The sequence below is a fragment of the Pantoea sp. WEP genome (assembly GCF_041678305.1).
In the GTDB taxonomy this organism is placed as follows: Bacteria; Pseudomonadota; Gammaproteobacteria; order Enterobacterales; family Enterobacteriaceae; genus Pantoea; species Pantoea dispersa.
Genome location: NZ_JBGNXB010000001.1, coordinates 2,641,463 through 2,657,877, shown reverse-complemented (window position 1 = coordinate 2,657,877; position 16,415 = coordinate 2,641,463). Strand labels below are relative to the sequence as shown.

The 16,415-nt window shown below is 55.9% G+C and carries 11 protein-coding genes; 8 read left to right on the top strand and 3 right to left on the bottom strand.

Annotated elements, in window-relative coordinates; translation table 11 throughout:
- Positions 1–19: 19 nt before the first annotated feature.
- The 3 genes from pflB to ycaO all read right to left on the bottom strand — a co-directional run bounded on the left by pflB (position 20) and on the right by ycaO (position 5,348).
- Complete coding sequence (pflB, locus tag ABVR31_RS12350) at positions 20–2,302, bottom strand: formate C-acetyltransferase (protein ID WP_372772901.1); 2,283 nt, start codon at positions 2,300–2,302, stop codon at positions 20–22.
- A 69-nt stretch (positions 2,303–2,371) separates the two neighbouring features.
- Entirely contained in the window at positions 2,372–3,232 is an 861-nt protein-coding gene (focA, locus tag ABVR31_RS12345; protein WP_021508350.1) for a formate transporter FocA, read from the bottom strand.
- A gap of 352 nt (positions 3,233–3,584) precedes the next feature.
- Positions 3,585–5,348 (bottom strand): 30S ribosomal protein S12 methylthiotransferase accessory factor YcaO, encoded by a 1,764-nt coding sequence (gene ycaO, locus ABVR31_RS12340; RefSeq protein ID WP_372772899.1) that lies wholly within the window; start codon positions 5,346–5,348, stop codon positions 3,585–3,587.
- 311 nt (positions 5,349–5,659) lie between these two features.
- Here ycaO and serC point away from each other — a divergent pair, with 311 nt between their 5' ends.
- The 8 genes from serC (at position 5,660) to lpxK (ending at position 16,405) form a co-directional block, all read left to right on the top strand.
- On the top strand, positions 5,660–6,745 hold the full coding sequence (gene serC, locus ABVR31_RS12335; RefSeq protein WP_021508348.1) for a 3-phosphoserine/phosphohydroxythreonine transaminase: 1,086 nt from the start codon (positions 5,660–5,662) through the stop codon (positions 6,743–6,745).
- An 85-nt stretch (positions 6,746–6,830) separates the two neighbouring features.
- Positions 6,831–8,117 (top strand): 3-phosphoshikimate 1-carboxyvinyltransferase, encoded by a 1,287-nt coding sequence (aroA, locus tag ABVR31_RS12330; protein ID WP_372772896.1) that lies wholly within the window; start codon positions 6,831–6,833, stop codon positions 8,115–8,117.
- A 198-nt stretch (positions 8,118–8,315) separates the two neighbouring features.
- Complete coding sequence (gene cmk, locus ABVR31_RS12325; RefSeq protein WP_021508346.1) at positions 8,316–8,996, top strand: (d)CMP kinase; 681 nt, start codon at positions 8,316–8,318, stop codon at positions 8,994–8,996.
- A gap of 122 nt (positions 8,997–9,118) precedes the next feature.
- Positions 9,119–10,792 carry a 30S ribosomal protein S1 gene (gene rpsA / locus ABVR31_RS12320; protein WP_021508345.1) on the top strand — a complete coding sequence of 558 codons (1,674 nt, stop codon included), beginning with the start codon at positions 9,119–9,121 and terminating at the stop codon, positions 10,790–10,792.
- 86 nt (positions 10,793–10,878) lie between these two features.
- Complete coding sequence (gene ihfB / locus ABVR31_RS12315) at positions 10,879–11,163, top strand: integration host factor subunit beta (RefSeq protein WP_010618275.1); 285 nt, start codon at positions 10,879–10,881, stop codon at positions 11,161–11,163.
- A gap of 232 nt (positions 11,164–11,395) precedes the next feature.
- Positions 11,396–13,624, top strand: a complete 2,229-nt coding sequence (locus ABVR31_RS12310) for a DNA internalization-related competence protein ComEC/Rec2 (protein ID WP_372772893.1) — start codon at positions 11,396–11,398, stop codon at positions 13,622–13,624.
- 34 nt (positions 13,625–13,658) lie between these two features.
- Positions 13,659–15,407, top strand: coding sequence for a lipid A ABC transporter ATP-binding protein/permease MsbA (msbA, locus tag ABVR31_RS12305; protein WP_021508343.1), 1,749 nt, complete (start codon positions 13,659–13,661; stop codon positions 15,405–15,407).
- Positions 15,404–16,405: a tetraacyldisaccharide 4'-kinase gene (gene lpxK, locus ABVR31_RS12300; RefSeq protein WP_372772890.1), complete on the top strand. Its 1,002-nt coding sequence runs from the start codon at positions 15,404–15,406 to the stop codon at positions 16,403–16,405. The genes msbA and lpxK overlap by 4 nt, the downstream gene beginning before the upstream one ends.
- Positions 16,406–16,415: the final 10 nt, after the last annotated feature.

Genomic DNA, 16,415 nt, shown 5'->3' with positions numbered 1-16,415 from the left:
TCGATTACAGTGAGGAGGATTACAGCGACTGAGTAAAGGTACGGGTAATCACATCCTGCTGCTGCTCTTTCGTCAGCGAGTTGAAACGTACGGCATAACCGGAAACGCGGATGGTCAGTTGTGGATATTTCTCAGGGTGCTCCATGGCATCCAGCAGCATTTCACGGTTCATGACGTTGACGTTCAGGTGCTGGCCGCCCTCGATACTGGCTTCGTGGTGGAAGTAACCATCCATCAGGCCAGCAAGGTTGGTTTTACGCACGTTATCATCTTTGCCCAGCGCATTCGGTACGATAGAGAAGGTATAAGAAATACCGTCTTTGGCGTAGGCAAATGGCAGTTTGGCCACGGAAGTCAGTGAAGCGACAGCACCTTTCTGGTCACGGCCATGCATTGGGTTGGCACCGGGTCCAAATGGCGCACCGGAGCGACGACCATCCGGGGTGTTACCGGTTTTCTTACCGTATACCACGTTGGAGGTGATGGTCAGTACCGACTGCGTTGGCACCGCATTACGGTAGGTCTGCAGTTTCTGAATTTTCTTCATGAAACGTTCAACCAGGTCACAGGCCAGATCATCCACGCGCGGGTCGTTGTTACCAAACTGCGGATATTCACCTTCAATCTCGAAGTCCACTGCCAGACCATCGGCGTCACGGACCGGTTTCACTTTGGCATATTTAATCGCTGAAAGTGAGTCCGCGGCGACAGACAGGCCTGCGATACCACACGCCATGGTACGATAAACGTCACGGTCGTGCAGTGCCATCAGCGCGGCTTCATAACTGTACTTATCATGCATGTAGTGGATGATGTTGAGTGACGTGACGTACTGTTTTGCCAGCCAGTCCATGAAGTGGTCCAGACGCGCCATCACGGTGTCATAATCCAGCACATCGTCAGTGATTGGCGCTTCTTTCGGGCCGACCTGCATTTTCAGCTTCTCGTCCACACCGCCGTTGATTGCGTACAGCAGTGTTTTAGCCAGGTTGGCACGTGCGCCGAAGAACTGCATTTGTTTACCGACAATCATCGGGCTCACGCAGCAGGCGATGGCGTAGTCATCATTGTCAAAGTCCGGACGCATCAGGTCATCGTTCTCATACTGCAGCGATGAGGTGTCGATGGAGACTTTTGCCGCATATTTTTTGAAGTTAACCGGCAGCTTCTCAGACCACAGGATGGTCATGTTTGGTTCCGGTGATGGACCCATGGTGTACAGCGTGTTCAGGAAGCGGAAGGTGCTTTTCGTCACCAGCGTACGACCGTCAACGCCCATACCAGCCAGTGATTCAGTGGCCCAGATTGGGTCGCCAGAGAACAGTTCATCGTATTCCGGCGTACGCAGGAAGCGCACCATACGCAGTTTCATCACCAGATGGTCAATCAGCTCCTGTGCCTGCTCCTCGCTCAGTTTACCGGCTTTGATATCGCGCTCGATGTAAACGTCAAGGAAGGTGGACACGCGACCAAACGACATCGCGGCACCGTTCTGTGATTTCACTGCTGCGAGGTAACCGAAGTAGGTCCACTGTACTGCTTCCTTCGCGGTGGTGGCTGGCAGAGAGATATCAAAGCCATATTTGGCTGCCATCTCTTTGATCTGGCCCAGTGCGCGGTGCTGTTCAGAAATCTCTTCACGCAGGCGAATGGTGGCTTCGAGATCAACGCCATTTTCCATGTCACTCTGCAGTGAGTTGAACTGAGCCACTTTGTCTTTCATCAGGAAGTCGATGCCGTACAGCGCGACGCGACGGTAGTCACCGATAATACGACCGCGGCCATACGCATCTGGCAGACCGGTCAGCACGCCGGATTTACGGCAGCGCAGGATATCCGGGGTGTAAACGTCAAACACGCCCTGGTTGTGGGTTTTGCGGTAATCGGTGAAAACTTTCTTCAGCGCCGGGTCCAGCTCGCGGCCGTAAACTTTACAGGAGCCTTCCACCATTTTGATGCCGCCAAACGGGATAATGGCGCGTTTCAGCGGGGCTTCAGTCTGCAGACCAACGATGGTTTCCAGCGATTTATTAATATAGCCCGCATCGTGTGAGGTGATGGTAGACGCTAAATCAGTGTCGAAATCAACCGGTGCATGGGTACGGTTTTCAATTTTGATGCCTTCCAGCACGCTGTCCCACAGTTTGGTGGTGGCTGGCGTCGCGCCGGCGAGGAATGCTTCGTCACCTTCATACGGCGTGTAGTTTTTTTGGATGAAGTCACGGACGTTGACGCTGTTCTGCCATTCACCGGCGCTAAATCCTTCCCAGGCTGACGCCATTTTTTCATTCAGTTCGGACATGATATACCTGCCTTATTTAGGGAGACTGTAACGTATGGCGCGCTGCTCAGCACGCCCGTACTTAATGACTCAGTGCGCGGACTCACCGTCGCGCAGATAGATAACCCAATAGGTCAACCCGACTAACAGACCGCCGCCAATGATGTTGCCGATGGTTACGGGAATCAGGTTATTAACAATAAAATCGCCAATGCCCAGTGCAGGAAATTGCGCCGCGCTGGCACCGGTCATCTGCCAAAATTCCGGGCTGGCAAAATCGCGAATCATGATGGCCATCGGGATCAGGAACATATTGGCGATGCTATGCTCAAAGCCGCTGGCTACGAACATCGCAACCGGTAAAATCATCGCCACCATTTTGTCGAGCAGGCTGCGGCCGGAGTAGCTCATCCACACCGCCAGACACACCATCAGGTTAGCCAGTGTACCGAGGCTTACCGCTTCGATAAACGTATGATGCATTTTGTGGTCGGCGGTCTGTAAAACATTCAATCCCCAGGCACCATTTGCGACCATATGCTCACCGGCCAGCCAAATCAGCGCCACAAAAAACAGCGCGCCGCACAGGTTGCCAACGTAGACATTGAGCCAGTGACGACCCAGTTGCAGCCAGGTAATGCGTCCGCTGGCTTTTGCCACCACGATCAGCACCGTTGAAGTAAACAAATCAGCGCCGCAGACCACTACCAGCATCAAACCCAGTGAGAAGCAGATGCCACCGATTAATTTAGCCATGCCGTACGGCATAGTGCCGCTGCCGGTGGTGGCGGTGATATAAAACACAAAGGCAATGGAAATAAAGACGCCAGCAGTGATAGCCAGAAAGAAGGTGGTTAAGGGATGTTTCGTCGCTTTATAGACACCGGCATCTTCTGCGACTTTTGCCATCGCCGCCGGTAATAATGAATTAAAAGGGTTGTCAGCTTTCACACTAACGCTCTCCAGAAATTGTCTGTAAAGATACTAACAAAGGAGTATAGGTCAGGAGTTGATGTGGATCATATTTGCCGAAACGGCAGGGTTAAGCAAAGCCGCAAAACGAGTAGAAAATTAACTAACGCATTGAAAATTATTGAATAAATAATTTTTAATTTATGCAAAATAAGTTGAAGGTGCGGCTGGCTTAAGGGCTATTTTGTTAAATGCTGTTTATCAATGATAGTGAATTGTTATTTATTATTTTCTGCGCCCGATGAATTTTCAGCGGCATAAAAAAGGGCACTGGATACTGCCAGTGCCCGTCAATTTTCAGGCTAATTGGTCGCAGAAAAAATGCGCCGATTTATTTCGCAGACCAGTAACGACGTTTTGCCGCCTGTAATTTTTCATACGCGGCCAGCAGTGCCTGATGCGCCGGGAACGCGTGCAGATCGCGGTCAACCACCTGCAGACCGTAGAACGGTGCCTCACCGCTGATGGCAGCCGAAGCGGCGTCGACGGCGGCTTCGCCATACATGCGCACAAACGCGCGATGATACTGCAGCGGATCGCGATCTTCTTCCATCGCCAGCAGCAGCAGAGTCTGCAGGCAGCGATAGTAGTTGGCACGCTCAGGGCTGAAGATCGACTGGTTGAACTCCATGGTCCATTCCGTCCAGATCAGCGCCTGATCCAGATCGCCACCGGCCAGCGCCAGCATCGCTTTCAGCTCGCCAATACGCAGCGTGAACCAGCCGTTGTCTTTGCCGGTCGCCAGCCCCAGCAGTTCACGCACGCGGGTGAAGTCATCATGACCTTCTTCATCCAGCTGTTCGATCAGCGCCAGATACTCCTCTGGTTGCCACTGGGTTGCCGGCAGGGACAACAGCGTTTCACGCAGCGATGCACCCATGTTGTTATTCGCCAGCAGCAGGTCTTCGGCAGGGTAAATATCAGACATGCCCGGTACGATAATGCGGCAGGCGTAAACGCCCAGATGTTCGTAGTCGGCGATATACACTTCTTTATCTTCCGCACGGAAGATCGCCATCAGCGTGTCAAACTCTTCATGGGTGGTGCCGGCAAAGCTCCAGTCGACAAAGGGATAGTCGGCATCGTCTTTGAACATATTCCAGGAGATCAGACCGCTGGAATCAATGAAGTGGGTTTCAAGGTTAGCGTGTTCGGCCACTTCTTCATCATCAAAGGTGGGCGGGGTAAACACGTCGAGATCTTTCAGGCCGCGGCCCTGCAGCAGTTCGGTAACGGTACGTTCCAGCGCGACACCAAAGTCCGGATGGGCACCAAAAGAGGCAAAGCAGGTGCCGTTAGCCGGGTTGAACAGCACCACACAGATCACAGGATAGTTGCCGCCCAGCGAAGCGTCATAGGAGAAAATCGGGAAACCTTCCGCTTCAAGACGATTGATAGCCTCCACCACGCCAGGATAGCGCTGCATTACCGCTTCAGGAATTTCCGGCAGGCTGATGGATTCCGCGATAATGCGGTTTTTAATATGGCGCTCAAACACTTCGGATAAGCCCTGTACGCGCGCTTCATTGGCGGTGTTGCCAGCGGACATGCCGTTAGACACATACAGGTTGCCGATGATGTTCATCGGAATGTAAACAGTTTGCTGATCGGACTGGCGGGTAAATGGCAGGCCGCAAATACCGCGATCGGCATTACCAGACTGCAGATCCACCAGATCGGACGCGCTCAGGCTCTGTTCCGGATCGTAAAACTTACGCAGGCGCGCATCCAGAATGCCTTCCGGCAGGCGGTCATCGTCGGTTAGCGGGAACCATTTCTCGTTCGGGTAGTGCACGAAGTCGCTGTTAGCGATGGTTTCGCCCAGCCAGAAATCGGCAAAAAAGTAGTTGGTTGAGAGGCGCTCAAAATATTCGCCCAGCGCCGAGGCCAGCGCCGCTTTTTTACTGGCGCCTTTACCGTTAGTAAAACAGAGCGGGCAGTCGCGGTCGCGAATGTGCACTGACCAGACGTGCGGCACCGGGTTTAGCCAGGAAGCTTCTTCAATGTTGAAACCCAGATCCTGCAGTTTCTGCTGGAAGCGTGCGATGGAGTCTTCCAGTGCGGCGTCTTTACCTGGAATAAACGTTTGCGTCATGGTGGCGCTCTCTCAAGTCGATGGTTGGGCGTAAAGCGCGCAATAATACGGGTTTTGCGCCTGCTTCGCTATTGCTCCGCCAAATTTCTCAACGCATTGTTACGGCTTTTTCGCGCTCTGGCAGCTGTCTGATTTTACTTCACCGCACTGCCTCACAAAATTCCGTGGCTTATTACATTTGTGACATAAGCTGCGGTGGAGCGGGCTCTGGAAATGTGATCGCTGCCGGATAAATGATTGCAGCCATCCGGAGGCAATGATAAAACCGATGGGGTATTCATAACCGTTCGATATGACAATGGTGAGGGGAAATGGCGCAGGTTTATAATTTTAGCTCCGGACCGGCAATGCTGCCGGTGGAAGTGCTTCGTCGTGCAGAACAAGAACTGACAAACTGGCATGGCTTAGGCACCTCGGTGATGGAAATCAGTCACCGCAGCAAAGAGTTTATTGAAGTCGCGGAAGCGGCGGAGCAGGATTTTCGCGATCTGCTGAAAATCCCGGCCAACTACAAAGTATTATTCTGCCATGGCGGCGCGCGTGCGCAGTTCGCGGCAATCCCGGGCAATCTACTGGGCGATGCCAGCCGCGCGGATTACATCGACGGCGGCTACTGGGCGCACAGCGCTATTAAAGAAGCAGAAAAATTCTGCTCGCCGAACGCCATTGACATCAAAACCACCCGTGAGGGTAAACGCGCACTGTTACCGATGCGTGAATGGCAGCTCAGCGATGATGCTGCTTATGTGCATTTCTGCCCGAATGAAACCATCGACGGGATTGCCATCGATGAAGAGCCAGACTTCGGCGATAAAGTGGTGGTGGCCGATCTCTCTTCGACCATCCTGTCCCGCCCGCTCGACATCAGCCGCTACGGCGTGATTTATGCCGGCGCGCAGAAAAACATCGGTCCCGCTGGCCTGACGCTGGTGGTGGTGCGTGATGACCTGCTGGGCAAAGCGCAGCGCTGGGTGCCCTCCATTCTCGACTACAAAGTGCTGGCCGAAAACGATTCGATGTTTAACACGCCGCCGACGTTTGCCTGGTACCTCTCCGGCCTGGTGTTCAAATGGCTGAAAGAGAAGGGCGGTGTAGCGGAGATGGACAAGGTTAATCAGGCGAAAGCCGATCTGCTGTACGGCGTGATTGATAGCAGCAGTTTCTACCGTAACGACGTCGCCAGTGAAAACCGTTCCCGGATGAACGTGCCTTTCCAGCTGGCCGATGCTGCGCTGGATAAGGTGTTCCTTGAGGAATCACTGAAGGCAGGCCTGCATGCGCTGAAGGGGCACCGTGTGGTTGGCGGTATGCGTGCCTCGATCTACAATGCGATGCCGCTGGAAGGCGTTAAGGCGCTGACCGAATTCATGGTCGACTTCGAACGTCGTCACGGTTAATTATCTACTTTAGTGCCAGCCTGCCCGGCTGGCATCAGACCCTGTCACTGGACAGGGTCTCGTATTTCTGGAGATTTGGTTCCACATGCAGGACTCCCTGACTTTACAGCCGATTGCCCGCGTTGACGGCACGGTAAACTTACCGGGCTCAAAAAGCGTATCAAACCGCGCCCTGTTACTGGCCGCGCTGGCGAACGGCACCACGCGCCTGACCAACCTGCTCGACAGCGATGATGTTAAACACATGCTTAATGCGCTGCAGGCGCTGGGTGTCAGCTATACCCTGTCAGCCGATCGCACCGTGTGTGAAGTGGTTGGCAACGGTGGACCGCTGCGTGCCGAACAGCCGCTGGAATTGTTCCTGGGCAATGCCGGAACCGCGATGCGTCCGCTGGCGGCCGCACTGTGCCTCGGCGAGCAGTCGGTGGTACTGACCGGCGAACCGCGCATGAAAGAGCGTCCGATCGGCCATCTGGTCGATGCGTTACGGCAGGGCGGCGCGCGCATTGATTACCTCGAACAAACCGACTATCCGCCGCTGCGTTTGAACGGCGGATTTACCGGCGGCGAAGTCAGTGTCGATGGCAGCGTTTCCAGCCAGTTCCTGACGGCGCTGCTGATGACCGCGCCGCTGGCACACAACGACACCACGATCACCATTAAAGGCGAGCTGGTTTCCAAACCCTACATTGATATCACTCTGCACCTGATGCGTTGCTTTGGCGTGGACGTTGATAATCAGCACTACCAGCGCTTTGTGGTGAAAGGTCAGCAGCAGTATCAGTCGCCGGGTGATTATCTGGTGGAAGGCGATGCGTCGTCAGCGTCCTATTTCCTTGCCGCTGCGGCAATTCGCGGCGGTACGGTGCGGGTTACCGGCATTGGCCGCAACAGTGTGCAGGGCGACATCCGTTTTGCCGATGTGCTGGAGAAGATGGGAGCAGTGATTGAGTGGGGCGACGATTATATTGCCTGCACGCGCGGTGCGCTGAACGCCATTGATATGGACATGAACCATATTCCGGATGCGGCAATGACAATCGCTACCACCGCGCTATTTGCCGAAGGCACCACGCTGATGCGCAACATCTATAACTGGCGCGTAAAGGAGACCGATCGCCTGGCGGCCATGGCGACCGAGTTGCGTAAAGTCGGTGCGGAAGTGGAAGAGGGACACGATTTTATTCGCGTCACACCGCCTGCGCAGTTACAGCACGCCGATATCGGCACGTACAACGATCACCGTATGGCGATGTGTTTCTCGCTGGTTGCGCTGTCCGACACGCCAGTAACCATTCTCGATCCCGGCTGTACGGCGAAAACCTTCCCGGATTACTTCCAGCAGCTGGCAAAAATCAGCCACGCATCCTAATCCGCCCGCCCGGTACCGCTGTGCCGGGCTTCTGAACCCTCTGCTGGCCTCACTGGCGGGAAATTGTTCTGAAACTGTCGAAATTTCTGGCGCTGTCTACGCTAAAGGGTAACCAAGCGGACGCGGGCAGCGTATAATGCCGCGCAATCCAGACAGCCAAGAAGGCTGATCATCAGCACGCAGCAACAGGAGAGAACAATGACGGCAATCGCCCCGGTAATTACCATTGATGGCCCAAGCGGCGCGGGTAAAGGGACTTTATGTAAAGCGATGGCGGAGTCGTTGCAGTGGCACCTGCTGGATTCAGGGGCTATTTATCGCGTACTGGCTCTGGCCGCGCTGCATCATCAGGTGGATATCGAGTCGGAAGAAGCGCTGGTGCCAATGGCAGCGCACCTTGACGTGCGCTTTCTGTCGGTAGACGGTGAAATGCAGGTAGTGCTGGAAGGTGAGGATGTCACCGGCGAAATCCGCACCCAGGAAGTGAGCAATACGGCGTCGCGCGTGGCGGCATTTCCGCGTGTGCGTGAAGCCTTGCTGCGCCGACAGCGTGCTTTCCGCGAGGAGCCGGGTTTAATCGCCGATGGACGTGATATGGGCACCGTGGTTTTCCCGGACGCGCCCGTTAAAATTTTCCTCGATGCCAGCTCCGAAGAGCGTGCGCATCGCCGTATGCTACAGTTGCAGGAAAAGGGCTTTAGTGTTAACTTTGATCGCCTTTTATCCGAGATAAAGGAACGCGACGACCGCGATCGTAACCGCGCCATCGCGCCTTTAGTGCCAGCCGCTGATGCTCTGGTGCTGGATTCAACCAGCATGACCATTGAGCAAGTGATTGAAAAGGCACTAGATTATGCCCGCCAGAAGCTGGGCATTTAATCTTTTCGGCGACCGAATTGTAGTAACCCTGTGCCAGGGAAGCGGTGCAGGGCATGTGAAACAACCCCATCCGACAATGACGTCAGGTGGACGTTAAATTGAAGAATCCTAAGATTATCAATATGACTGAATCTTTTGCTCAACTCTTTGAAGAGTCCCTGAAAGAAATCGAAACCCGTCCGGGTTCCATCGTTCGTGGCGTCGTTGTTGCTATCGACAAAGACGTCGTGCTGGTTGATGCGGGTCTGAAATCTGAATCTGCTATCCCTGCAGAACAGTTCAAGAACGCAGCTGGCGAACTGGAAATCCAGGTGGGCGACGAAGTTGACGTTGCTCTGGATGCAGTAGAAGACGGCTTCGGTGAAACCCTGCTGTCCCGTGAGAAAGCTAAACGTCACGAAGCTTGGATCACGCTGGAAAAAGCTTACGAAGACGCTGAAACTGTTACCGGTGTTATCAACGGCAAAGTTAAAGGTGGCTTCACAGTTGAGCTGAACGGTATTCGTGCGTTCCTGCCAGGTTCACTGGTTGACGTTCGTCCGGTCCGCGACACTCTGCACCTGGAAGGCAAAGAGCTTGAATTCAAAGTAATCAAGCTTGATCAGAAGCGTAACAACGTCGTGGTTTCTCGCCGCGCGGTTATCGAATCTGAAAACAGCGCTGAGCGCGATCAGCTGCTGGAAAACCTGCAGGAAGGCATGGAAGTCAAAGGTATCGTTAAGAACCTCACTGACTACGGCGCATTCGTTGACCTGGGTGGCGTTGACGGTCTGCTGCACATCACCGATATGGCGTGGAAGCGCGTTAAGCATCCAAGCGAAATCGTCAACGTGGGCGACGAAATCACTGTTAAAGTGCTGAAGTTCGACCGCGAGCGTACTCGTGTATCTCTGGGCCTGAAACAGCTGGGCGAAGATCCATGGGTTGCTATCGCTAAGCGTTATCCGGAAGGTACCAAACTGACCGGTCGCGTGACCAACCTGACTGACTACGGCTGCTTCGTTGAAATCGAAGAAGGCGTTGAAGGCCTGGTACACGTGTCTGAAATGGACTGGACCAACAAAAACATCCACCCATCTAAAGTTGTCAACGTAGGTGATGTGGTTGAAGTTATGGTTCTGGACATCGACGAAGAGCGTCGTCGTATCTCACTGGGTCTGAAGCAGTGCAAATCTAACCCATGGCAGCAGTTCGCAGAGACCCACAACAAAGGCGATCGCGTTGAAGGTAAAATCAAGTCAATCACTGACTTCGGTATCTTCATCGGCCTGGACGGTGGCATCGACGGTCTGGTTCACCTGTCTGACATCTCCTGGAACGCGACTGGCGAAGAAGCCGTTCGTGAGTACAAGAAAGGCGACGAAATCGCTGCCGTTGTACTGCAGGTTGACGCAGAGCGTGAGCGTATTTCTCTGGGCGTGAAGCAGCTGGCTGAAGATCCATTCAACAACTACATCACCCTGAACAAGAAAGGCGCAATCGTGACGGGTAAAGTCACTGCAGTTGACGCTAAAGGTGCTACAGTAGAATTAGCTGACGGCGTAGAAGGTTACCTGCGCGCTTCTGAAGCTTCTCTGGACCGCATCGAAGACGCCACTCAGGTTCTGAGCGTAGGTGACGACGTTGAAGCGAAATTCACCGGCGTTGACCGTAAGAACCGCGTTGTGAGCCTGTCTGTTCGTGCTAAAGACCAGGCTGACGAGAAAGAAGCTATCAACACTGTTAACACCAAACAGGAAGATGGCAACTTCTCTAACGCAATGGCTGAAGCGTTCAAAGCGGCTAAAGGCGAGTAATCGACCCGAAGCACCGGACGGTGAAAATCGTCCGGTTTCGGTAAAAGCTGTCATACCTTTCCAAACAGGGATTAACCGGAGGTTACATGACCAAGTCAGAACTGATTGAAAGACTTGCTGGCCAGCATACTCATATCCCGGCGAAAGTCGTTGAGGATGCGGTCAAAGAGATGCTCGAGCACATGGCCACTACGCTGGCCCAGGGCGAGCGCATTGAAATCCGGGGATTCGGCAGCTTTTCTTTGCACTACCGCGCACCGCGCACTGGTCGTAACCCGAAAACGGGTGACAAAGTGGAACTGGAAGGTAAATACGTTCCCCACTTCAAGCCAGGCAAAGAATTGCGTGACCGTGCAAATATCTACGGCTAAGCCGTTACCGAACGATAAAAACGACACCTGCAGGTGTCGTTTTTTTTTGCCTCGCATTCAGGTTTGCGATCCTGCTTCCATGTTGCTGTTCATTTCCTGCAACCACCATAAACTGCGCGTAATCCCTCTCTGAAATCGACATTTAGCCGCATGCTTTTGCCTCTGCCAGCGCGCACAATCCGCGGCAATGACAGAAGAGGGCGTGCGCGTGACAATAACAGTGGTAGCCAGAATGATGCTCCTCGCGGCGCTGCCGCTGGGTATGTTGCCGCACATCCCCGCTTACAGCACCATTGTGCTGCTGTTAATAAGCGCACTGTTGCTGGCGTGTACATCAGTAATGCTTTTGCGCTACGCCGGACTGGGCTTGCTGCTGTTGAGCTGGGCACTGATCGAGGCGCGTCAGACGGTCGATACCCTCGAGCAACTGACCGTGGCACCGGTGGCGGCCACGCTTCAGATAACTGCAGTGAATCCCGCGAAGAACCAGCTCACGGCGCAGATAATCCGGACAGGTGACCGCTACGTCTTTCCACCGTTGTTTGTCACGCTGCGTAATGTCAGCGATGAGGTCGCCTGGTGTGCGGGACAGCGCTGGCAGATGCAGCTACGGCTACGCGCGGTGCACGCCCGGCTCAACGAGGGCGAATTTGATCTACAGCGTTTTGCCATTGCTAACCACAGCGCGCTGCAGGGGCGTATTGTCAGCCAGCAGGCTGAGTCTCTGCGCTGCAGCTGGCGGACGCGTTTTATCGATCATCATCTGGCGCGTTTCACCGGGTTAACGCAGCCCGCAATAATACAGGCACTGGCCTTTGGCGTGCGTGACGCGATGACCCCGGCCCAGCGAGCCTTGCTGCGCGAAACCGGTACCGCGCACCTGATGGCCATCTCAGGCATGCATATCGCGCTGGCGGCCAGCGTAGGCTGGCTAGTGGCGCGCGTCATCCAGTTAGTGTTACCTGCCAGGCGAATCGGCTATCTGATGCCGCTGCTGATCAGCGGGTTAACAGCGGCAGCCTATTGCTGGATCTCAGGCAGTCATCCTCCGGCACAGCGCGCGATGCTGGCGTTAACGCTGTGGCTGGCGACGCGTATAGCTGGCTGGCAGCTGAGCAACTGGCAGGCGTGGACGCTCTGCGTGGGGAGTTTGTTATGGCTTGATCCGCTGACGGTGCTGTCAGAGAGCTTCTGGCTGTCGGCGCTGGCCGTGGCGATGCTGATACTGTGGTTTCAGTGGTTTCCTCTGCCGCCACGTTTCCGCCAGCCGCGTCGCTGGCTCATGCTGCGACTGCTGCACCTGCAATTGGGCATGATGATTCTGATGGCGCCGCTGCAGATCTTTCTGTTCCACGGGCTCAGCCTGAGCGCGCTAGTGGCCAACCTGCTGGCAGTGCCGGTGGTGTCGCTGATTACCGTGCCGTTGATTCTGCTGGCGATGCTGTTGCCGCTGCCTGCAATCGCCATTCCGCTATGGCAGCTGGCCGACCTGTCGGTCAGCCTGGTGATGCAGGGGCTGGCGTGGCTGCCCGCCGGCTGGTGGCGCTGGAGCGATACGCTGCCGGCGGTGCTGCTGCTTTGGGCCGGGCTGGCGCTGTGGCGCAGCGGCTTGCTCGCGAAGGCGCTGATGCCCTGCTGTGCGCTGTTGCTCTTGCTGTGGCTCTGGCGCAGCAATGCCCAGCAGGACGACTGGCAGATTGACATGATCGATGTCGGACATGGTCTGGCGGTGGCGATCAGCCAGGGAAATGAGGTGATGCTGTATGACAGCGGACCCGGCTGGGCAGAGGACAATGCAGGCGGGCGGGTTTTGTTACCCTGGCTGCACTACACCGGGCGCCAACTGCAAGGGGTGATCCTGAGCCACAAGCATCTCGATCACCGTGGTGGATTAGCCGCGCTGCAACAGGCGCAGCCTGGTCTGCGGGTACGCAGCGCGCTCGGCGAGCCCGGGCATCTGCCGTGCTATCGCGGCCAGCAGTGGCAGTGGGGGCGTTTGCACTTTCACGCGCTATGGCCGCCGCGCGCGCAGACCGCCGGGCAAAATAACGACTCCTGCGTGGTGCGCGTGGATGATGGCCAGTTCAGCCTGTTACTGACCGGGGACATCGAGCTGGAGGCGGAGCGCAAGCTGGTCGCCCTGGAAAAGGGCGGCTTACAATCTACGGTTATCCAGGTGCCCCATCATGGCAGCCGGAGCTCCTCCGGCCCTTTACTGTTACGGAGTGTTGCCGGGCAGGCGGCGCTGGCTTCGCTGGCGCGCTATAACGCCTGGCGTATGCCCGCCGTCGCCGTGGTCCAGTGTTACCGCGAGCAGGGCTATCGCTGGTATGACACTGCGCAATCAGGCCAGATTCACATCGCGATACGGCAGGGTCGCTGGCAGATTAAGGGGTTAAGAGAGCAAATAATGCCCCGCTGGTATCATCAGTGGTTTGGCGTCAAACGCGATTCCAGGTAGAATGAGCGGCTATTTCAAACAGCGTGAATAAATAATGCATCAAGACAAAGACCTCTCAACGTGGCAGACATTTCGCCGACTCTGGCCGATGATTGCACCGCACAAGGCTGGCCTGATTGTGTCCGCCGTGGCGCTGATACTCAATGCGGCAGGCGACACCCTAATGCTCTCCCTGTTGAAACCTTTACTGGATGATGGTTTCGGCAAAGCCGACAAATCCGTTCTGCTGTGGATGCCGCTGGCGGTCATCGGCCTGATGCTGATCCGCGGCGTAACCAGTTATATCTCCAGTTACTGCATCTCATGGGTCTCCGGCAATGTGGTGATGAACATGCGCCGTCGCCTGTTCGGCCACATGATGGGCATGCCGGTTGCGTTCTTTGACCAGCAGTCTACCGGTACGCTGCTGTCGCGGATTACCTATGATTCTGAACAGGTGGCCTCTTCCTCCTCCAGCGCGCTGGTGACGGTGGTACGCGAAGGCGCATCGATCATTGGCCTGTTCATCATGATGTTCTACTACAGCTGGCAGCTGTCACTGATTTTGATCCTGCTGGCGCCGCTGGTCTCTTTTGCCATCCGCACCGTATCCAAACGCTTCCGCAGCATCAGCAAAAATATGCAGAACACCATGGGGCAGGTAACCACCAGTGCTGAGCAGATGCTGAAAGGGCACAAAGAAGTGCTGATTTTTGGCGGACAGGAAGTGGAAGCTGAGCGTTTTTCGCAGGTGAGCAATAAAATGCGCCAGCAGGGCATGAAACTGGTCTCGGCCTCTTCGATTTCCGATCCGGTGATCCAGCTGATCGCATCGCTGGCGCTGGCTTTTGTGCTGTATGCGGCCAGCTTCCCGAGCGTGATGGATACCCTGACTGCCGGTACCATTACCGTGGTGTTCTCGTCGATGATCGCCCTGATGCGCCCGCTGAAATCACTGACCAACGTCAATGCCCAGTTCCAGCGCGGCATGGCAGCCTGTCAGACGCTGTTCACTATTCTGGATAGCGAGCAGGAGATCGACAACGGCAAGCGCGAAATCACGCGTGCAAAAGGGGATGTTGAATTCCGCAACGTGACCTTTACCTATCCGGGCCGCGATATTCCGGCGCTGCGTGATATTAATCTCACGCTGCCCGCGGGTAAAACCGTGGCGCTGGTGGGCCGTTCCGGTTCGGGTAAATCCACCATGGCCAGCCTGCTGACGCGTTTTTACGATATCAACGAGGGCGAGATTCTGCTGGATGGCCACGACCTGCGTGAGTACACCCTGCGCTCGCTTCGTAATCAGGTGGCGCTGGTCTCGCAGAATGTCCATCTGTTCAATGACACTATCGCCAATAACATCGCTTATGCGCGCAACGGTGAATACACCCGCGAGCAAATCGAGCAGGCGGCGACCATGGCGCACGCCATGGACTTCATCAACAAGATGGATAACGGTCTCGATACGGTCATTGGTGAAAACGGCGTGCTGCTGTCTGGCGGCCAGCGTCAGCGTATCGCCATTGCCCGTGCGCTGCTGCGTGACTGTCCGATTTTGATTCTCGACGAAGCCACTTCGGCGCTGGATACCGAATCCGAGCGTGCCATCCAGTCGGCGCTGGACGAGCTGCAGAAGAACCGCACGTCGCTGGTGATTGCGCACCGTCTCTCCACCATTGAAAAGGCCGACGAAATCGTGGTGGTCGAGGATGGGCGAATCGTGGAACGCGGTACCCATGAGGTGCTGCTGGCGCAGAAGGGCGCTTATGCGCAGCTGCACAAACTGCAGTTCGGTCAATGATTGAACGTATCTGGAGCGGACGCTCGCCGCTGTGGCTGCTGTTGTGGCCGCTGAGTCTGCTGTATGGCGCTATCACCTGGCTGATTCGCCTGAGCTATCAGCGCGGCTGGCGTACCCGCTGGCGCGCGCCCTGTCCGGTCATTGTCGTTGGCAACCTGACTGCAGGCGGCAACGGTAAAACACCGCTGGTGATTTGGCTGGTGCAGGCGCTGCAACAGCAGGGGCTGCGTCCGGGTGTGGTGTCGCGCGGTTACGGCGGTAAAGCGGAACGCTATCCGCTGCTGGTCAATCAGGATAGCGCGACGGAACAGGCTGGTGATGAACCGGTGCTGATCGCCCAGCGCACCCAGGTGCCGGTGGCAGTGGCACCGCAGCGCCGGCAGGCAATTGAGGCCCTGCTGGCGGCGCATCCGCTGGATGTGATTGTGACGGATGATGGCCTGCAGCACTACGCGCTAGAGCGCGATCGCGAAATCGTGGTGGTGGATGGCGTGCGTCGCTTTGGCAACGGCTGGTGGTTACCGGCCGGACCGATGCGTGAACGCGCATCGCGGCTGGAGCAGGTTGATGCCGTGGTAGTCAACGGGGGCAGCGCGCAGGCTGGCGAGATCGCCATGACGCTGCAGCCGGGTCTGGCGGTCAATCTGCTGACCGGCGAACAGGCTGCGCTGACGCAGTTGCCGCCAATTGTCGCGATGGCCGGCATCGGTCATCCGCCGCGTTTCTTCACTACGCTGCAGCAGCAGGGCGTGCAGCCAGTGGCAGAGATTGCCTTTGCCGATCACCACGCTTACAGCGAAGAAGAGTTACGCAGCCTGACTCAGGATGCACAGTGCCTGCTGATGACGGAAAAAGACGCGGTCAAATGCCGCCATTTTGCCCGCGCTAACTGGTGGTATCTGCCGGTGGATGCGCATCTGGCGGGCGCGCCGCTGGCCGCATTACTGGCCGATCTGACGCAACTCTGTACAGCTGCGCGCGACGCCCGGTCGCGCTAACCATTCAAAG